Annotated in this window: 20 protein-coding genes; 7 read left to right on the forward strand and 13 right to left on the reverse strand. The window is 62.8% G+C overall.

Annotated elements, in window-relative coordinates:
* Positions 1 to 17: 17 nt before the first annotated feature.
* The gene (locus tag J6524_RS10670) at positions 18 to 536 is read right to left on the reverse strand and encodes a MarR family winged helix-turn-helix transcriptional regulator (protein WP_225670311.1); all 519 of its coding nucleotides are present in this window, start codon (positions 534 to 536) and stop codon (positions 18 to 20) included.
* Between the two features lie 175 nt (positions 537 to 711).
* Between J6524_RS10670 and J6524_RS10675 the strand changes: the two genes are divergently transcribed.
* The 3 genes from J6524_RS10675 to J6524_RS10685 are packed head-to-tail and all read left to right on the forward strand — an operon-like array spanning position 712 to position 4254.
* Positions 712 to 1752: a branched-chain amino acid ABC transporter permease gene (locus J6524_RS10675; RefSeq protein WP_225670312.1), complete on the forward strand. Its 1041-nt coding sequence runs from the start codon at positions 712 to 714 to the stop codon at positions 1750 to 1752.
* Between the two features lie 4 nt (positions 1753 to 1756).
* Positions 1757 to 3526, forward strand: coding sequence for a branched-chain amino acid ABC transporter ATP-binding protein/permease (locus J6524_RS10680; RefSeq protein WP_225670313.1), 1770 nt, complete (start codon positions 1757 to 1759; stop codon positions 3524 to 3526).
* Entirely contained in the window at positions 3523 to 4254 is a 732-nt protein-coding gene (locus J6524_RS10685) for an ABC transporter ATP-binding protein (protein WP_225670314.1), read from the forward strand. Before J6524_RS10680 ends, J6524_RS10685 begins: the two co-directional genes overlap by 4 nt.
* A 158-nt stretch (positions 4255 to 4412) precedes the next feature.
* On the opposite strand, the gene J6524_RS10690 is transcribed toward J6524_RS10685, so the two are convergent.
* The 9 genes from J6524_RS10690 to J6524_RS10730 all read right to left on the reverse strand — a co-directional run bounded on the left by J6524_RS10690 (position 4413) and on the right by J6524_RS10730 (position 13315).
* Entirely contained in the window at positions 4413 to 5564 is a 1152-nt protein-coding gene (locus J6524_RS10690) for an ABC transporter substrate-binding protein (protein ID WP_225670315.1), read from the reverse strand.
* 89 nt (positions 5565 to 5653) lie between these two features.
* On the reverse strand, positions 5654 to 6073 hold the full coding sequence (locus tag J6524_RS10695) for an acyl-CoA thioesterase (RefSeq protein ID WP_225670316.1): 420 nt from the start codon (positions 6071 to 6073) through the stop codon (positions 5654 to 5656).
* 135 nt (positions 6074 to 6208) lie between these two features.
* Positions 6209 to 6970 (reverse strand): SDR family NAD(P)-dependent oxidoreductase, encoded by a 762-nt coding sequence (locus J6524_RS10700; RefSeq protein ID WP_225670317.1) that lies wholly within the window; start codon positions 6968 to 6970, stop codon positions 6209 to 6211.
* Positions 6971 to 7005: 35 nt separating this feature from the next.
* On the reverse strand, positions 7006 to 8892 hold the full coding sequence (locus tag J6524_RS10705; protein ID WP_225670318.1) for a feruloyl-CoA synthase: 1887 nt from the start codon (positions 8890 to 8892) through the stop codon (positions 7006 to 7008).
* 1 nt (position 8893) lies between these two features.
* Entirely contained in the window at positions 8894 to 9694 is an 801-nt protein-coding gene (locus J6524_RS10710) for a crotonase/enoyl-CoA hydratase family protein (RefSeq protein WP_225670319.1), read from the reverse strand.
* A gap of 222 nt (positions 9695 to 9916) precedes the next feature.
* Positions 9917 to 10378: a DUF3237 domain-containing protein gene (locus J6524_RS10715; protein ID WP_225670320.1), complete on the reverse strand. Its 462-nt coding sequence runs from the start codon at positions 10376 to 10378 to the stop codon at positions 9917 to 9919.
* A gap of 10 nt (positions 10379 to 10388) precedes the next feature.
* Positions 10389 to 11705: a TRAP transporter large permease gene (locus J6524_RS10720; RefSeq protein WP_225670321.1), complete on the reverse strand. Its 1317-nt coding sequence runs from the start codon at positions 11703 to 11705 to the stop codon at positions 10389 to 10391.
* A gap of 6 nt (positions 11706 to 11711) precedes the next feature.
* The gene (locus J6524_RS10725) at positions 11712 to 12221 is read right to left on the reverse strand and encodes a TRAP transporter small permease (protein WP_225670322.1); all 510 of its coding nucleotides are present in this window, start codon (positions 12219 to 12221) and stop codon (positions 11712 to 11714) included.
* A gap of 77 nt (positions 12222 to 12298) precedes the next feature.
* Positions 12299 to 13315 carry a TRAP transporter substrate-binding protein gene (locus tag J6524_RS10730; RefSeq protein ID WP_225670323.1) on the reverse strand — a complete coding sequence of 339 codons (1017 nt, stop codon included), beginning with the start codon at positions 13313 to 13315 and terminating at the stop codon, positions 12299 to 12301.
* A gap of 259 nt (positions 13316 to 13574) precedes the next feature.
* On the opposite strand from J6524_RS10730, the gene pobA reads away from it, so the two are divergent.
* Together pobA and J6524_RS10740 are read left to right on the forward strand one after the other, a co-directional pair.
* A complete protein-coding gene (pobA, locus tag J6524_RS10735) occupies positions 13575 to 14744 on the forward strand; it encodes a 4-hydroxybenzoate 3-monooxygenase (RefSeq protein WP_225670324.1) in 1170 nt (389 codons plus the stop codon).
* 286 nt (positions 14745 to 15030) lie between these two features.
* Entirely contained in the window at positions 15031 to 15459 is a 429-nt protein-coding gene (locus J6524_RS10740) for a PaaI family thioesterase (protein WP_225670325.1), read from the forward strand.
* On the opposite strand, the gene J6524_RS10745 is transcribed toward J6524_RS10740, so the two are convergent.
* Positions 15456 to 16349, reverse strand: coding sequence for a LysR family transcriptional regulator (locus tag J6524_RS10745; protein WP_225670326.1), 894 nt, complete (start codon positions 16347 to 16349; stop codon positions 15456 to 15458). The two genes, J6524_RS10740 and J6524_RS10745, sit on opposite strands and share 4 nt — an antisense overlap.
* Positions 16350 to 16467: 118 nt before the next feature.
* Here J6524_RS10745 and J6524_RS10750 point away from each other — a divergent pair, with 118 nt between their 5' ends.
* Entirely contained in the window at positions 16468 to 17091 is a 624-nt protein-coding gene (locus J6524_RS10750; protein ID WP_225670327.1) for a pyridoxamine 5'-phosphate oxidase family protein, read from the forward strand.
* Here J6524_RS10750 and J6524_RS10755 read toward each other — a convergent pair whose 3' ends face one another.
* Together J6524_RS10755 and J6524_RS10760 are read right to left on the reverse strand one after the other, a co-directional pair.
* Positions 17092 to 17820 (reverse strand): glutathione S-transferase family protein, encoded by a 729-nt coding sequence (locus tag J6524_RS10755; protein WP_225670328.1) that lies wholly within the window; start codon positions 17818 to 17820, stop codon positions 17092 to 17094.
* Positions 17821 to 17888: 68 nt separating this feature from the next.
* Positions 17889 to 18137, reverse strand: a complete 249-nt coding sequence (locus J6524_RS10760; RefSeq protein WP_225670329.1) for a hypothetical protein — start codon at positions 18135 to 18137, stop codon at positions 17889 to 17891.
* Between the two features lie 103 nt (positions 18138 to 18240).
* Between J6524_RS10760 and J6524_RS10765 the strand changes: the two genes are divergently transcribed.
* Positions 18241 to 18939 (forward strand): helix-turn-helix transcriptional regulator, encoded by a 699-nt coding sequence (locus tag J6524_RS10765; protein WP_171709606.1) that lies wholly within the window; start codon positions 18241 to 18243, stop codon positions 18937 to 18939.
* The last annotated feature ends 38 nt before the right edge of the window (positions 18940 to 18977 follow it).

Consider the following 18977-nt stretch of genomic DNA (forward strand, 5'->3'; position numbering starts at 1 on the left):
ATGACTCATCACTTACTTCAAAACTCCGCCGCGATCTTCGATAGCATTTCCAGCAGCGCGACGCGGTTGGCAGGGCCCAGCAATTCGTTGAGCCGCGCCTCGTGCTTGGTGGCAACAAGCTTCTTGGCGCGCGCCAAAACGGCCCTGCCCTTGTCGGTCAGAAGCAGGATGTGCGAGCGGCGATCGTTGGTCGAGCGCATCCGGGTGCAGAGGCCGCGGCTCTCAAGCGCGTCCAGCATCGATACGAAGTTCGGCCTGAGGATGCCGAGCGTGTTGGCAATTTCCGTCTGATTGCGCCCGGGATTACGGTCGAGCAGCAGCAGCACCGAAAACTGCGCCGGCGTCAGCTGGAGCGGCGCGACACAGCGCAGGAAGTCCTCAAATACCCTGAGCTGGGCACGCTTGAGAGAATAGCCGAGCAGGTCGGCCAGTTCCCCCAGCTGCAATCCGGCATTGTCCGGGGTGCCCTCAGCAATGTCCTTGCCGTTGCTCCGCGGCGACTTGACGGGATCGGTCGCTGCCTTGGAAACTGTCATGGCGTGAGGCTCGCACCCGAGAAAAAGCCTTGGCCGATGGCCGGGCCTTGATGTTATATTCGATAATTGTTATCGGATATATCAAATATCGGCATCTTTCAACTGCCGAGATATGGGACGGCCGGCGGACCGCACGAGGTCAGGATCGGCGACGCTTTTAGGGGGAGCGCCAGTCTTGAATACGACGATCATGCTGTTCCTGGTGCAGGACGGCATTACCAATGGCGCGATCTATGCGCTGCTCGGGCTCGCGCTGGTGCTGGTGTTTGCCGTCACCCGCGTCATCCTGATCCCGCAGGGCGAGTTCGTCACCTACGGCGCGCTGAGTTACGCCATGCTGGCGACGGGCCAGGTGCCCGGCACGGTCTGGCTGGCGATGGCCATGGGTATCGCCGCTTTCGGCTTCGATCTGTTTGATGCACGGCGATCGCTACGGCTGAAGCGCATCTTGCGCTCTCTTGTCTTCAACGTGGTCATGCCGGCTGCCATCCTGGCTCTCACCTATCGCCTTGCCGGTCCCAAAACGCCGATCGCGGTCAATATCGCGCTGTCGCTCCTGATCGTTGCGGCGATCGGGCTGTACCTCTACCGCCTCGCATTCCAGCCGATCGCGCATACTTCGGTGCTGGTGCTGCTGATCGCGTCTGTCGGCTGCCATCTCGCTCTGCAAGGCCTCGGGCTTGTATTCTTTGGTGCCGAGGGCCTGCGCGGTCCGGCGCTGTCGAATGCGGCGCTCACCATCGGCCCGCTCCGCTTCACCGGGCAGAGCCTTGCGGTTTACGGGCTCACCGTCGCCTTCATTATCGCGCTGTGGCTGTTCTTCGGCTTCACGCTGATGGGCAAGGCGCTGCGCGCCACCGCCGTCAACCGGCTCGGCGCCCGTCTCGTCGGCATCCGTACCACGCTGTCGGGACAGATCGCTTTCCTGCTGGCCTCGCTGATCGGCGCGATTTCCGGCATCCTGATCGTGCCGATCACGACGCTCTACTATGATACCGGATTCCTGATCGGCCTGAAGGGTTTCATTGCCGCGATCATCGGTGGCCTTGTGAGCTATCCGCTGACCGCGGTCGCAGCACTGCTCGTCGGCAGCGTCGAGGCCTTCTCCTCGTTCTATGCCAGCAATTTCAAGGAGGTCATTGTCTTCACGCTGATCCTTCCCGTGCTGATGCTGCGTTCGCTCGCAGCGCCTGAGGTCGAGGAAGAGAAGGACTGAGGCGATGAATCAGCGAACTCCCCTCATCATCTTCGCAGCTTTGATGGCGGTGATCCCGTTCATCCCTGGCATCCCGCCGTTCTGGATCGTGCTGCTCAACAATATCGGCCTCGCTGCGCTGGTGGCGATGGGCCTCGTGCTCCTGACCGGCGTCGGCGGCCTCACCTCGTTCGGCCAGGCCGCGTTCTGCGGCTTCGGCGCCTATACCACGGCGGTACTGACCACGGCCTATGACGTGTCGCCGTGGCTGACGCTGCCGCTCTCACTTCTGGTCAGCGGCATCGCCGCCGTCCTGCTCGGCATCATCACGGTGCGGCTGTCAGGCCATTATCTGCCACTCGGCACCATCGCCTGGGGCATCGGCCTGTTCTATCTGTTCAGCAAGCTGGAATTCCTCGGCCGCAATGACGGCATCTCCGGCATCCCGCCGCTTTCGATCGGCACCTTCCGGATGCTCGATCCCGGCACGATCTATTTCGCGATCTGGATCGCAGTGCTGGTCTCGGCGCTTCTGACCATGAACCTCCTGGACTCCCGCACCGGCCGCGCGATCCGCGCGCTGCGACGCGGGCATATTGCCGGCGAAGCGTTCGGCGTTCAGACGCCACGCGCAAAACTGCTGGTGTTCGTCTATGCGGCGGTGCTGGCCGGCCTCTCCGGCTGGCTCTATGCGCATTTCCAGCGCGCGGCCAACCCGACCCCGTTCGGCGCGCATGCCGGCATCGAATATCTTTTCATCGCCGTGGTTGGCGGCGCCGGCTATGTCTGGGGTGCGGTGCTCGGCGCCGGGATTGTCGTGATCCTGAAGGAGATCCTGCAAAGCTATCTGCCCTATATTTTCGGCGGCCAGAGCCAGCTCGAGACCATCGTGTTCGGCATCCTGCTGGTCGTCCTGCTGCAACTGGCGCCGACCGGCGTCTGGCCATGGCTGATGTCGCGACTGCCGATCAAGCCCGCCCGCAAGACGCCCGTCAGCTCGCTTCCGCTTGCCACGCCTGTGCGCGCGCAGGCTTCGTCTGACGTGCTGCTGCAGATCGAGAAGGCGCGCAAGCAGTTCGGCGGCGTGATCGCCGTCAATGATGTCTCATTCGACGTTCGAGCGCGCGAGATCGTCGCGCTGATCGGCCCCAACGGCGCCGGCAAGAGCACGACGTTCAACCTGATCACGGGCGTCTTGACGACCACCGGCGGCGCCATCTCCGTGCTTGGGCGCAAGGTCGACAACGCGCCGCCGCAGGAAGTCGTCAAGCTCGGCGTCGCGCGCACTTTCCAGCACGTCAAGCTGGTGCCCGACATGACCGTGCTGGAGAACGTTGCGATCGGCGCACATCTGCGAGGCTCGTCAGGGGCGATCTCCAGCATGTTCCGGCTCGACCGCGCCGACGAGGCGAAATTGCTGGCGGAAGCCGCGCGCCAGATCGAGCGCGTCGGTCTCGGCGACCAGATCGACCAGCTCGCGGGAAGCCTCTCGCTCGGCCAGCAGCGCATCGTCGAGATAGCCCGTGCCCTGTGCGTCGATCCCTTGCTGCTGCTGCTCGACGAGCCGGCCGCGGGCCTGCGGCACATGGAGAAGCAGCGGCTCGCCGCCCTGCTCCGCCAGTTGCGCGACGGCGGCATGTCGGTGCTGCTGGTAGAACACGACATGGGGTTTGTGATGGACCTCGCCGACCGCGTCGTAGTGCTCGATTTCGGTACCAAGATCGCCGAGGGCACGCCGAGCCAGATCAAGACCAATCCCGACGTGATCAAGGCTTATCTCGGAGCTACCGCATGAGCGCGCTGTTATCGGTCTCCGACGCCCATGTTTCCTACGGCAAGGTCGAAGCTGTGCGTTCGGTCTCGCTCGATGTTCGTGACAACGAGATCGTCACCATCATCGGCGCCAACGGCGCCGGCAAGACCACGCTGCTGAACGCCATCATGGGCGTGCTGCCGCTCAAGGGCACGACCTCCTTCGCCGGCACGGACATGGCCCTGCTCGACATCGAGGATCGCGTTGCGGCGGGCCTAAGTCTCGTGCCCGAGCATCGCGAGCTGTTCGCCACCATGAATGTCGAGGACAATCTGCAGCTCGGCGCCTTCCGTATTCCGAAGGCTACCGCAGCAAAATCGTTCGAGCGGGTCTATACGCTGTTTCCGCGGCTGAAGGAGCGGCGCAAGCAACTTGCGGGCACGCTTTCCGGCGGCGAGCAGCAGATGCTGGCGATGGGCCGCGCGCTGATGGGCGCTCCAAGACTGTTGATGCTTGACGAGCCAAGCCTCGGCCTCGCGCCGATCATCGTCGCCGATATCTTCCGCACCATCGGCGAATTGCGCGCCGCCGGCGTCTCAGTGCTGTTGGTCGAGCAGAACGCGCAAGCCGCCCTGCAGATCGCCGACCGCGCCTACGTCATGGAACTCGGCGAGTTCATCCTTTCGGGATCGGCGAAGGATATCGCCGGCAACCAGCGGGTCGCAGCGAGCTATCTCGGCTTCCAGCACGAGGGCACGAGCGGGATTTAATCCCACATTCGTCATGCCCCGCCAACGGTCTCGCCTTCGAGCCCGATGACAGGCTCCGGCGGGGCATCCAGTACGCCGGGAAATCGAGGTTTACGTCGGGTGCCGCGGCGCACTGGATCACCCGCTTTCGCGGGTGATGACGGCTGAGTGGACGGCGTTCACTTCGCCGGAACGTACTTCCCGTCCTTCACGGTCAGGATGATGCGCGAGCGGTCGTCGAGGCCGTAGCGATCTTTTTCGGTGAAGTTGTAGACGCCCTGGCTCGCCGCGATCTCCTTCTCCGAGATCAGCGCCAGACGGATCGCCTCGCGGAATTCCGGCGTACCGGGCTTCGCGGTCTTCAACGCCACCGGAATCACGCGCTTGAGCACTTCGAAGGCGTCGTAGGAATGGCCGGCGAACTGGCTGCGGCTGTTGGCGCCATACTTGGCTTCATAGGCAGTGTTGAGTGCAAGGCCCGGCTTCTTGGTCAGTGCGCTGTCGGGCTGCGTTTCCGGTGACATCACCGGGCCCGAGGCCATAATCACGCCCTCTGCCGCGGCGCCTGCGATGCGGATGAAGTCCATGCTGGCAGCGCCGTGGGTCTGGTAGATCAGGCCCTTATAGCCGCGCTCGCGCAGCGTGGTCTGAGGCAGCGCTGCAGCGGTGCCGGAGGCGCCGACCAGAATGGCGTCGGGATTGGCGGCGACCAGCTTCAGAACCTGGCCGGCGACCGACGTATCGGGACGGGCGTAGCGCTCTTCGGTCACCATGGTCAGGCCCATCGGGACGGCCTGGGTCTTGAAGTCGTTGACCCAGAGATCACCGTAGGAATCGGAGTAGCCGATAAAGCCGACGGTCTTGATGCCATGCGCCTTCATGTGCTCGTACAGCACTTTGCCCATGATCGGAATCGGCTGCGGCATCACCACCGACCACTTCGCGCGCGCTTCGTTGATCGGCAGCGGCGCTAGGCCGAAATGCGGAATTCCCGCCTCGTTCGCGACGGTGGAGACGGCGACCGTCGGCGGCGTCGTCGAGGAGCCCATGATGATGTCGGCCTTGGATTCGGTCACAAACCGCCGTGCATTGGTGGTGGCCGTCGTCGGATCACCACCGTCGTCGAGCACGATGATTTTGATCGGCACACCGCCGATTTCCTTCGGCACGAAGTCGAGCGAGTTGCGTTCGGGAATGCCCAGCGCTGCCGCAGGTCCGGTCGTGGTAACGGTGATGCCGATCGTGATTTCGTTGGTCTGCGCGACCGCCGGCAAGCCGGGCAGAGCCAGGGCCGCCACAACGGCCACAGCGGACAGAAGAGCCTTTTTCATTCATTCCTCCCTTGAATTATCTCTTTATCGTGTAAAGCAAAGATAGACGGCCAGTTCAGCCCCTTCTTTAGGTCATGCGGGATTTCGAGTCAGCCCCGCATGAAACGCTCGATGATCTCCGGCGGCATCGGGGCAGACTTCAACTTCGCCGGGTCGTCCGGGTGACGGCCGACCAGCACGCGGGTCTCGAACGCCTCGATCGCCAATGCATCTGCCTTGAATACGTTGTGAACCACCTCGAAGCTCGATCGCTTGAAGCTCTCGATCCGGCTTTCGATTCTGATCCAGTCGCCATAGGTTGAGGGGATGTAGAATTTCGCCCGCGTATCCACCATGGGTATACCGACCAGACCATATTTATGGACGAGGTCCTGTTTCGAAAAGCCGGCGACTTCGAACATGATCGAGGTCGAATCGTCGAACATCGCGAAGTATCGCGGGTAGTAAACGATGTTCGCCGGGTCGCAATCGCCCCACTGGATCTGCACGTCGCGCTTGTTGACGAACATGAATTATCCCCGATCATCATGCGATTCTATAGGTCGCATGATGATCTCATTTCTCCGTTCAAGCATGATCTCTGCGCAAACGCGTTCCGCGTCTGTCGCGAGGGAAAACCGCATTGCACTTTTCCGGAGCATGCTCTAGCGCGGCGCCATGCGGAGCGCTGCATCGAGCCGCACCACTTCGCCATTGAGATACGGGTTGTCGATCATGTGCAGTGCCAGCGAGGCAAACTCCTCGGCCTGACCGAGCCGGCGTGGGAACGGGATCGAGGCGGCAAGCGAATCCTGCGCTTCCTGCGGCAGGTTGGCGAGCAGCGGCGTGAGGAAGAGGCCGGGCGCGATCGTCAGCACGCGAATGCCGAACTGCGCCAGCTCGCGCGCGATCGGCAGTGTCATGGCGACGATGCCGCCCTTCGAAGCCGAATAGGCAGCCTGACCGATCTGGCCTTCATAGGCGGCAACGGAAGCGGTCGAAATAACCACACCGCGCTCGCCGGTCGTAAGCGGCTCGAGCTTCGACATCGCAGCCGTCGCCAGCCGCAGCATGTTGAAGGAGCCGATCAGGTTGACCTTGATCACCTTGTCGAAGTCACCAAGCGCCATCGGCCCATCCTTGCCGATCACGCGCTTGGCGACGCCGATGCCGGCGCAGTTCACCAGCACGCGCGCCGGACCATGCGCCGCCGCGGCTTTTGCGATCGCAGCTTCCGCCGAGGCCGCATCCGATACGTCGCAGATCACGGCAACGCCGCCGATCTCGGCCGCGACTGCCTGCGCGAGTTCGGCGTTGAGATCGCAGATGGCGACCTTGGCACCCTGCGCCGCGAGCCGGCGCGCGGTCGCGGCACCCAATCCCGATGCGCCGCCGGTGACGATGGCGGCCTGGTCTTTCAACTGCATGGTGCTCTCCCTGACAAAACTCTTTGCTACTTCGGTTACGGCGTGATGACCTGCGCCGGCGGCGCAGGCGAATAGATTTGTTCGATCAGCGCGCCGCGATTCTCCAGCACCGCGCGCTGGTTGATCGAGCCTTTATCCGTCACTTCGCCGCGATCGATCGACAGCGGCACATCAAGCAGCACCGCGCGCGTGATCCGGGTCGAGGAGCCTGTCGCATCAGCGAAAAACTTCTGAAAGCGCTCGCGGAAGGCCGCGACGATCAGCGGGTCGGATGCCGCCGCAGCGAGGTCGTCCTGCGGAAGCGTCGGATTGATCAGGCGGCAGCCATCGAGATCGAGCACCACCAGCGCCGATATTTCGTCGCGGTTGATGCCGGCAATCACGACATCACGGACCAGCGGCGCGCAGGCCGCAACGAAGCGCGCGCGTAGCGGGCCGACGCTGACCCAGGTGCCGCTGGCGAGTTTGAAGTCCTCACTGACGCGGCCGTCGAAATCGAAGCCGGCGTCGAAATTATCGGGATCGGCGGGCTTGATGGCATCGCCCATCTTGTAGAAGCCTTCCTCGTCGAAGCACTTCGCCGTGATATCAGGCTGACGCCAATAGCCCGGCATCACGTTCGGCCCCCTGGCGCGAACCTCGAGCTTGCCATTGTTGGGCACGAGCTTGGCGTCGTTGCCGAGAACCGGCAGTCCGACATGGCCGGAGCGGCTGGTATGTGGATTGACCGACATGAAGAACGGCGCGGTCTCGGTGGCGCCGAGCCCGGTCAGCATCGGCACGCGATAGCCGGTCTCCCGAACGGAGAGTTCGTCGAGGCTGTTCCAGACGAAGGCCGACAGTGCGGCGCCCGAGAAGAACATCGCCTGCAGGCGGGCAAAGAATTTTTTGCGCAAGTCGGCATCGTCGCGCAGATAGGGCAACAGCGATTCATAGCCCTTGGGCACGTTGAAATAGACCGTCGGTGAAATCTCCTGGAGATTGCGCACAGTCTCCTCGATGCCGCCGGGCATCGGCTTGCCCTCGTCGAGATACATCGAGCCACCATTGTACAGCGTCAGCCCGATGTTGTGATTGCCGCCAAACGTGTGATTCCATGGCAGCCAGTCGACAATGACGGGCGGCTCATCTTTCAGGAACGCCAAAGTTTCGCGCAGCATCACCTGGTTGGCGCAGATCATGCGCTGGGTATTGATGACGGCCTTCGGGTTGCCGGTCGAGCCTGACGTCAGCAGGAATTTTGCGATCGTATCCGGGCCGATCGCCTCGTGCACCGCGTCGAGGCGCGGATGCAATGGCGTCGCCATCAGATCGGCGAGCGTCGTGACGTCACGCCCCGGCACCGTGCCGCGGGAGGCGGCAATCTCGGTCCCGAACGAGACGTTGGCGGCGAGCGCATCGGCGAATTTCGTGGCGTCGTCGACGAACACAAGGCCTGGTGTCAGCAACTTCATCAAATAGCCGAGCTTGCCGTAGTCGCGCGACACCAGCGAATAGGCCGGCGATACCGGACAGAAGGGAATGCCGGCATAGAGCGCGCCGAACGCGACCAGCGCATGATCGATGGAGTTGCCGGAGAGGATTACGACCGGCTTCTCCGCGGAGAGGCCGCGCGCCAGCAGCGCAGATGCGATATGCCGCGAGGACGCCAGCAGCTCGGCATAGGTGATCTGCCGCCAGCCCCGCGCTGCATTGCGCTCCGCCATGAACACCCGCTCGGGCGCGGCCGCAGCCCAATGAAGCAGGCGGTCGGTGATACGAACCGGATAATCACGCAGCTGCGCTTTCGGGCGCAGGTAGATGGTGCCGTCGTCGCGGCGCTCGACATGCACGGCGGGCGTGCCGAACAAAATCGGGCGCAGCGGATGATCCCCGCGCACGGCGGCGTCGATCGAGGCAGACGTGCTGGGCTCGGCGCTCATGTCAGGTCGGCTTCACCTTGGCGGTCTTGTGATCGAGAAACGCGCGAATGCGGCGTTTTGCTTCCTTGTCGCTCTGCGCCACCGTCGCCATCAGCGATTCCATCAGGAGGCCCGTTTGCGGATTGGCTTCGGCGATCATCGGCAGCGCCTGCAGCACGGCAAAATTGGTCAGCGGCGCGTTGGCCGCGACGCGCTCGGCGAGTTCCAGCGCTTTCGGCAGCGCGCCGCCGGCTTCGGTGAGGTATTGCGAGAAGCCATAGGACTCGCCCTCGGTAGCCGAATAGACCCGGCCCGTGAGCATCATGTCAATCATCCGCGCCACGCCGATGAGCCGCGGCAGCCGTACCGATCCACCGCCGCCGACGAAGATGCCGCGCTGGCCCTCGGGCAGCGCGAAATAGGCTGATGGTTCGGCAACGCGGATATGCGCCGCGCAGGCCAGCTCGAGGCCGCCGCCGATCACCGCCCCCTTCAGCGCCGCGATCACGGGGACGCGGCTATACTGAATGCGATCGAACACGCGGTGCCACATCTGCGAATGGCGCAGGCCCTCCGTGGCGTCATGCTCGGTGAGCTCGGAGAGATCGAGGCCGGAGGAGAAATGGTCGCCGATGCCATGGATGACCACAGCGCCGATGCCTTCAGGAAGATTGGAGAAGCAATCCTGGATCGCGAGAATGATGCCGTCATTCAGCGCATTGCGCTTGGCCGGACGGTTGAGGCCCACGGTCAGCACCGCGCCTTTCTGCTCGATCTTGAGCAGGTCGGATTGACCCGCTGATGCGGTGGAGGCGTTTCCCATCGGCTTATATTGCTTCCTGTCCAGAATAGTTATGTTTTATAACGATTTTTGGAGATGGGAGTCAAGGTGGTTGTTGGGCCTGCCAAGTGCGCCCGACAGTCTTCGGCGGAGCTTCGAGTACGCGCACACCCCGTCATTGCGGGCGCAGCGAAGCAATCCATGGCTCGGCGCGGGGATAGATGGGTTGCTTCGTCGCTGCAATGACGCGCTGAGAACGGTGGCTCACAACACCTGATGCACGTCGATGACGACGTGGTCGGTGTGGCGGGCGGCGGAGCCGATGAAGAGGCTTTCCATCAGCCAGCGATATTGGGGAGCGCCGGTCTCGAATCTCGGGACAGTGCGGAAATAGATCAGCTTGGGATCGACGGGTTCGCCGCGCTTGAGCTTTTGCAGGAGCTCGACGGGGCCGAAGCGCAGGCCCTTGTTCTCGACATAGACCACCGCGCCGTCATCGGTCTCGAAGGCGTATTTCGCTTCCAGTTCGATCAACTCGTTCGGGCGGATGATCTGGAAGTCGGCGCCGAAGGGGAGAACCTTGCCGTCGACCTTTTCGCCTTTCACCTCGCCGCCAGTTATCGGAATGATCCGGCGCACGCCGGTGCCGATCTCGCCCGCTGACGTCACCTCGCCGATCCGCACGGTGATGGTGAAGACGTATCTGGTCTCGAGCTGCGGGCTCATCGTAGCGATCCTATCCCGCCATGCGCTGCGGCAGCCACAGCGCCAATATCGGAAATGCGATCAGGATCACGAGCCGGATCAGGTCCGTCACGACGAACGGCATTACGCCGCGGAAGATCGTAGCGAATGACACGTTCTCGACGACGCTCTTGATGACAAAGACATTCATGCCGATCGGCGGCGAGATGAGGCCGAGCTCGACCGTCATCACGATGATCACGCCGAACCAGATCGGGTCGAAGCCGAGATGCATGATGACCGGAAAGATGATCGGCACCGTCAGGATGATCATGGCCATCGCATCCATCAGACAACCGAGCACCAGATACATTATCATGATCAGAGCAAGGATGCCGTAGGGACCGAGGCCGGTGCCGGTGAGAAGTTCCGTGACCTTCTGCGGGGTCTGCGTCACTGTCAGGAAATAACCGAAGATCAGCGCCCCGATCAGTACCGTGAACACCGCAGCCGCGGTGCGTGTCGCCTGCAGCAACGAGGCCAGGATCTTTTCTTTGTTCAGCCGTCCCGTCAGAACGCCAATCAGGAACGCGCCGGTGGCGCCGACGCCGCCTGCCTCAGTTGGCGTAAAACGCGGCAGAAATGGCAATCCGTACAGCCCGCCGATCACGAAGATGAACAGCAGCACCGGCGCCCAGATGTTCTTCAGGCCGGCGAAGCGCTCACGCCATTTCGTGTGCGGGCCCGCCGGCAGAAAGTCAGGCCGAAACCAGCCGATCAGCGCAATCGTAAGCATGTACATGGCAATAGCGAGCAGGCCGGGGATAATGCCGGCGATGAACAGCTTGCCGATGTCCTGTTCGGTGATGATCCCGTAGACGGCGAGCACGGTAGACGGCGGCAGCATGGCGCCTAGCGTGCCACCGGCCGCAATTACGCCTGTGGCAAAGGATTGCGGGTAGCCATAGCGCCGCATTTCCGGATAGGCCACTGCCGAAAAGGTGGCGGCGGTGGCGACCGACGAGCCGCAGATCGCGGCAAAGCCGCCACAGGCCCCGACGGTTGCAATGCCGAGCCCGCCGCGGAGATGGCCGACAAATCCGTTGGCAGCGCGGAACAATTCGCGGCTCATGCCAGAATTGCTGACGAACGCCCCCATCAACAGGAACATCGGGATCACGCCGAAAGTGTAGTCGGTGACCGTGCGCATGGAGGTCTGGCCGACCAGTTTCAGCGCCGGGGTGAAGCCGACGAGGTAACCGAAGCCGCAGACGCCGACGAGGCCCATCGCCATGCCAACGGGCACGCGGAGCAGCATCAGCGCAAACAGCGCGACGAATCCGATGACGGCGACGGCATCTGTACTCATGTGGGCCTACTCTACCGTCTTGACCTTGGCGTCATGGATGTCTTCGGGGTGGAAAATCAGCCGGTAGGTGCGGATCGCGATCAAGAGCACCGCAGCGCCATCGCCGGCCCAGGCAATCGCGAAGAACGGCCAGGTCGGCATGTGCATGTCGAAGGTGAGGACGTTGTCGTTATAGGTGGTGCGCACCTTGTCGAACAAGGTATAGGTCTGCACCGTCACGACGAAGAGCAGCACCAGCGTCGCGAACACGTCGATCATGCGCTGATATTTCGGGCCGACATTGGCCCAGACCAGATCGACGGTGATGTGACCGCCGCGATAGCTGGTGGCGGCAATGCCCCAGAAGATCAGAATGCCGAGCAGCATCCGCCCGATGTCGAAGGCGTCGGGGATCGAATAGTTGAAGGTATTTCGCAAGAGGACGCCGATGAAGATGTTGAGCGCCACGATACCGACGAAGCCGGCGGCGATCCATTCGATGGTGTCGATGAAACGATCCATCCACGCGCGATTCATGTCCGCTCCGAACGGCTGGCGATGGCAGGGAGTAACGGCGGCAGTAATCTCCTGCCGCCGCGAAGTTATTTACGATTCTACTGCGCGAGCGCGTTGTACTTGGTCAGCGAGGCCTTGAGCTCGGCGAGCGCCGCATCCGGGTCGCCGCCGTTCTTCCTGACGCCATCGCCCCAGGTCTTGACCAGAGGCTCGGCGGCCTTCTTCCAAAGTCCGATCTGTTCGGGCGTAAGCTGATAAACCTCGTGGTTGGGCTCCGCCTTGATCTTCGCGATCCCGGCGTCCTCCATCTTGCCCCAGTGCTCGCCGACCTTGCCGGCGGTCTCGGTGTTGCAGTTGTTGTCGATCGCCTTCTTCTGCTTGTCGGACATCTGGTTGTACTTGTCCTTGTTGATGACGAAGGCAAAGGTCGTAACATAAAGCGGCGCCTCCATATCGTACTTCGTCACCTTGTCGATGCCGAACAGCAACAGCGAGCCCCACGGGAAGGTGACGGCGTCGGCGACGCCGCGCTCGATGATGTCGCGGACCTCAGGCGCGGACGATTGCACGTTGGTGCCGCCGAGCTGGGTGACGAAATTGGCCATGGTGGCGTGGGCGGGACGGATCTTCATGCCCTTGATGTCGTCGGGCACGACGATCTTCTTGGTGCGCGAATGGAACGACGAGGGCGAATGGACGAAGGCGAGACAGAACTTGACGTCCTTCATCTCCTTCTCGGCATATTTGCGGTACCAGGCGTCGAGCGCCATCGAGCCGCCCTTGGCGTCCGACATCAGGAACGGCAGTTCGCCGGCGCCGATGATCGGGAAACGCCCGGGCTGATAGCCGGGGTTGACGTAGGTGACGTCGGCGATGCCGTCGCGCGCCATGTCGTAATGGTCGAACGCCTTGCCGAGTTGCTGGGCCGGGAACACCTTGGACTTGATGGTGCCGCCGGATTCCTTTTCGACCGCGGCCGCCCAATCTTCCAGCGACTTCTGCAGGGGATGCGAGGCCGGCACCCAGTGCGAAATCTTAAGATCGAAGGTCTTTTCCTGCGCCAGCGCAGGCGTCACGCTGGCGGCCAGCAGCATCGCCAGTAATGCTTTCCTCATCGGCATCCTCTCCCTTTGCACGCGGGCTGTTCGATCGCCCGGTCTCGTTAATTAACATGTTATCTAACTCGTGCGCGTTTTCAAGGCGGACATTCTTACCGCAGCATCTCGTTCTCCGTCCGTCTGTGCACTGTCGCGAACTACACCCGTTCTGACAGCGCGAATGACCTTTGCCAAAACCGTTATATGATATAACTATCATTCAAGTCCGCCGGCAATCGCCGGGATCGGAACCTATAATACCGGGGAGGAGCGGGTATTGAGGACAAAAGTAGCAATCATAGGTGCAGGTCCGGCAGGATTGTTGCTTGGGCAACTATTACACCTCTACGGCATCGAAAACATCATCCTCGAGCGCCAGACGGGCGAATATGTGCTTGGCCGCATCAGGGCGGGCCTGCTCGAAGAAGGCACGGTAGCGCTGCTCGACGAGGTCGGCGCCGGCGGGCGCGCCCATCGCGAGGGGCTGGTCCACCATGGCGTCGAGATCGCCTTTAGCGGCGCGCGCCACCGCATCGACATGCATGGCGCCACCGGCAAGACCGTCATGATCTATGGCCAGACCGAAGTGACGCTCGACCTGATGAACGCCCGCAAGGCCGCCGGCCTCACCTCCATCTATCAGGCCGCCGACGTCAAACCGCTGGACTTCGATACCGACCGCCCACGCGTCAGCTACGTCAAGGACGGCGCCACCCACGAAATCGAATGCGACTTCATCGCCGGCTGCGACGGCTTTCATGGCGTCAGCCGCGCAAGCGTCAAACCGTCAGCGATCCAGACCTATGAGCGGATCTATCCGTTCGGCTGGCTCGGCATCCTCTCGGAGACCCCGCCGGTCAGCCCCGAGCTGATCTATTCGAACCATGCGCGCGGATTTGCGCTCTGCACCATGCGCTCGACCAAGCGCAGCCGGTATTATGTGCAATGTTCGCTCGACGACGATATCGCGCAGTGGCCGGACGAGCGGTTCTGGGATGAACTCAAGCGCCGGATCGACCAGAAGGCGGCCGACGAACTTATTACCGGACCCTCGATCGAAAAGAGCATCGCACCCTTGCGCAGCTTCGTCGCCGAGCCGATGCGCTTTGGCCGGATGTTTCTCGCCGGCGATGCCTCCCACATCGTGCCGCCGACCGGCGCCAAGGGGCTGAACCTCGCCGCCAGCGACGTGCATTACCTCTCGCACGCGTTCCGCGAATATTACGACGAAAAGTCCTCCGCCGGCATCGACGGCTATTCGGCCCGCGCGCTGGCGCGGGTCTGGAAGGCGGTGCGCTTTTCCTGGTGGATGACTTCGATGTTGCACAAATTCCCCGACCAGGGCGAATTCGGCGCGCGCATCCAGCTTGCCGAGTTGGAATATCTCGTCAGTTCGAAGGCGGCGTCGGCGTCGTTGTCAGAGAATTACGTGGGGCTGCCGTTTTAGGGCGTTGGACCCGTAGGGTGGACACGCCTCGCTTTGCCCACCCTACGGCGGGTTGCTTTCGCAACTTTCGTCGTCATACCCCGCGAATGCGGGGTATCCAGTACGCCGCGGCTCCTCGTCTTATCGCTGACGTCTCTGGATACTGGGTCACCCGCTTTCGCGGGTGACGACAAGTGTGCTCATTTCAAACAGCCGTCGTAATGCCGTTTAAAACTTTGTAGGTGGTGACTTCGCACCGCGCGTTGCGTTCAATGATGCGAAAACAACATTACGACGCGAGCTGCAAATGGCAACCACCGATATCCCAGCGGGTTTCGAGCCTCACACCCGCAAAAGCCCGCTGACTGATCCCTGGGAGCCGCTTTACTCGAAGCGGACCGACAATGCCATCATCATCGGGCTGCGCCTGGCAAAGCCGCACACCAACGGCCGCGGCCTGATCCATGGCGGGCTGATCGCGGCGCTGGCCGACAACGCGATGGGCCATAGCTGCGCTCACGTGATGGGCGGGGTGTCGTCGCTGGTGACGATCAGCCTTGCCGTCGATTTCGTCGGCACCGCAGAAGTCGGACAGTGGCTCGCGGTCGAGAGCGAGGTGGTCAAGACCGGCAAGACGATCTGCTTCGCTCAGAGCCTGATCAAGGCCGACGATGTCGTGATCGCGCGGGCGAACGCGACGTTTCGCGTGGTGCCGAAGAAGGAGCAGGTCGACTAGCCGAAATGCCAGTCGGCCATTTCGGTGACGAGATCGATGAAGGTGCGCACTTTCGCCGAGAGCAGCCGCGAGGTCGGATAGACGATGTGGATCGGCAATGCCGGCTGCTCAAACGGAGCCAGCACGATTTTGAGCCGGCCTGCGCGCAGCGATTCGGCGGCCTGATAGGCCAGCACGCGCGTCAGCCCGCCGTCCGCTTCCGCGTATTGGATCGCGGCATCCGAACTGTTGGTGGCAAAGCGTGGTGTGCTCGCGATGCGGATCTCGCTGTTGTCCTCGACGAAGCGCCAGTCGAGCGCCGCGGTCATGGCGCCGAACTGGATCGTGTCGTGCGCGGGAATGTCCGCCGGCCGCCTCGGCTCGCCGCGCTGCTTGAGATAGCCCGGCGAGGCCACCACGATCCGCCGCATCTCGCCGACATGGCGCGCCACCAGCGTTGAATCGGGCAGATGGCCGATCCTGACGGCGAGATCGACGCCGTCCTCGACGAGGTTGATCACGCGGTCCGACAAACGGAGGTCGACGGCGACGTCGGGATACCGCTTCAGATAGGCGGTCACGATTTCGCTGACATGGAGCCGGCCAAACCCGACCGGCGCCGAGATGACGAGTTGCCCTTCCGGCCGGGTGCGCTCGCCCTCGACCGCCCCTTCCGCCTCCGCGACATCGGCCAAAATCCGCCGCGCCCGCTCCAGGTAACGGGCGCCGGCATCCGTCAGCGTCACCTGCCGCGTGGTCCGTTGCAATAATCGCGCGCCGAGGCGCTCCTCCAGCGCCGCGATCAGCCGCGTAACGCCTGATGGCGACAGGCCGAGCTTGCGAGCCGCAGGGGCAAAGCCGCGCAGGTCGGCCACCGCGACAAAGGCCTCCATGGCATCGAGCCGGTCCATGGCACTATTGCATATATGGCAACAGTGAAGTGTCAATTCCCATGATTGTTTAAGCTACGGAAACGCCCATTTTGCAAGCCGAAGGACGACCGTTTTGGCGCTCCGTGCGGAGGCTCAGATGCCTGACGTTCACACCTATTCCAGCGATGTAGCGTTCACGCCGGCCGTGAAGGCGATCCAGGCCCGCAAGGGCTCACGCGAGGCCTATGCCGGCGTCGAAGCGCGCGGCGGCTGGCGCACCGAAATCGACGAAAATCTCGCCGGCTTTCTGGCGGAGACCACGAGCTTCTATCTTGCAACTGCCTCGGCCGATGGCCAGCCCTACATCCAGCACCGCGGCGGGCCGAAGGGCTTTGTCAACATCATCGACAAGAACACGATCGCCTTTGCCGATTACAGCGGCAACCGGCAGTACATCACGCAAGGCAATCTCTCGGAGAATCCGAAGGCGCATATTTTCGTGATGGACTATGCGCATCGCCGGCGGGTGAAGATCTGGGGCGAGGCGCGCGTTGTCGAAGACGATCCGGCCTTGACGGAAGCGCTGATGCCGAGGGGTTACAAGGCGCGGCCCGAGCAGGTCATCTTGTTCCGGATCTCGGCGTGGGACACCAACTGCCCGCAACACATCCCGCAGAAGTTCGATGCCGCAGATGTCGCGCAGGCGCTGGCCGTGCGCGACGCCCGTATCGCCGAGCTCGAGCACGAGCTGGCAGCCCTGAAGGGCCAGCCCGCGCCGTAGTTAGGCGGCCTGCTGCACCGGCGACCAGGCGAATTCCGGGTAATACAACAGCATCATCCGGTCGACGTAGGCGGTGAGATTGTCGAACTGCTCGGTCCGCTGCCGCAGCACCGACTCGAAGAACGGCGTCAGGATTCCCGCGAGCATGCCGAACGCCGTCGCATCCAGGCCGCATGGCGTCTCCCCCATCAGGAACGGCTTGTCGCCAAGCTGGACCGACAGCGCAAACAGCGAGCGCATGGCAAGATCGATATCCTCATCGGGCGCGTGACGGCCGAGGCCGCTCAAGAGGTAGTTCTCGGCGACGCGAAACTGGGCGTCCTCGCGCATCTTCTCACGCAGATGCAGCGGCGCGCTGTCGAAGAAGTGCGAAGGGCCTTTGGCGAAATTGTCACCGTCGACCCAGCGCGCGCCGACCAGCGCCCAGTAGACATGATGCTCCATCATCCGCTCGAACGCCCAGGCCTGCGCGCGCGCCTGCAGGCTGAGCGGCGCATCGAAATCGAAGCCGTATTTGGCTTCCAGATGCGCGCGGATGAAGGTGGAATCGGCGATGGTCTCGGCGTCGTCGACGATGTAGGGGAGTTGCCCCTTCGGGGAGGACGGCGGTTTGGCCCTCTCCTTGCGATAGGCAAGGCCGGCCATCTTGAGCTGAACCTCGGTCTTGGTCACAAAGGGGCTGATCTCCGGCAGGCCGAAGCCCGCGCCGAAGCCGTAAAGCGTAATCATTGTCGGTCTCCCGATCTTCCCTGGAAACGTGGCCTCTGATCTAGCGGCCCCCTGCTGCCACCATGGTGTCAGCAGCAGCAGTGCCGGCCGTGGGCTTCGTCCGCGCGCGGGGTGCGGGCCTTGCGCACCCAAGAGACGAGCTGCCTGTGTGCAAAGGCGCACAATGCGGTGAGCGAGCGCCAAGCCAGCTCAAGCATCGCCCAGCGCAGATCCATGGTGACGGTGTGGATGGAAACCAGCTGTTCCAATGCAAATCCGCGGGCATTTATCAGGGGCTTGCTGCTTCCCAAGGGGCCGAATTCGCTGAAAATCGTCATGGACAAATTCCCTTCACTTGAGGTGTTGTCCCGATATACCGAACCCCTGCTGCCAACATGCTGTCAGCATCGGGCGAATGACCTTTAGAAAAGAGAACGAGCCATGCGACGGGCCGACCGTCTGTTCCAGATCATTCAGGTGCTCCGGCGTAGCCGCAAACCCCTGACGGCGGACGCGATTGCCGCTGAGCTGGAGACGTCGAAGCGAACCATCTACCGCGATATAACGACGCTGATCGAGCAGCGGGTGCCGATCCGCGGAGAGGCCGGCGTCGGCTACATCCTGGAAAAGGGATTCGACCTGCCGCCCTTGATGCTGACGCCTGACGAGATCGAGGCCTGCGTGCTCGGCGCGCAATGGGTGGTCGGCCATGCCGATCCCGCGCTGGCGCGCGCCGCGCAGGACCTGATGGCCAAGGTTGCCGAAACCGTACCGGAGCGCCTGCGGCCGTTCGTGCTGGAGCCCGCCAGTCGCGCCCGACGGGCCTGGAACCGGGAGCCCGACCGGATCGACATGGTGCGGACACGGGCGCAAATCCACGAGGGCAAGAAGATCACGCTGAACTATCGCGACGAGCATGGCCGCGACAGCCAGCGCACGATCTGGCCGATCGCAGTCGGCTATCACGAGGCGGTGCGGATCCTCGCGGCGTGGTGCGAACTGCGCAAGGATTTCCGCAGCTTCCGTACCGACCGCGTCGTCGATGCGGTCTATCATGACGAGAAGTATCCAGAGCGCCGCGACATCCTGCGCGCAAAATGGCGGCGCAGCCTGGTCTGGGAAGCGCCGAAAGATACCTGACGCGTGCGCTGGCCGTGGCCTTCATTTGGCGCTAAACG

This window comes from Bradyrhizobium hereditatis (genome assembly GCF_020329435.1).
GTDB classification, from domain to species: domain Bacteria; phylum Pseudomonadota; class Alphaproteobacteria; order Rhizobiales; family Xanthobacteraceae; genus Bradyrhizobium; species Bradyrhizobium hereditatis.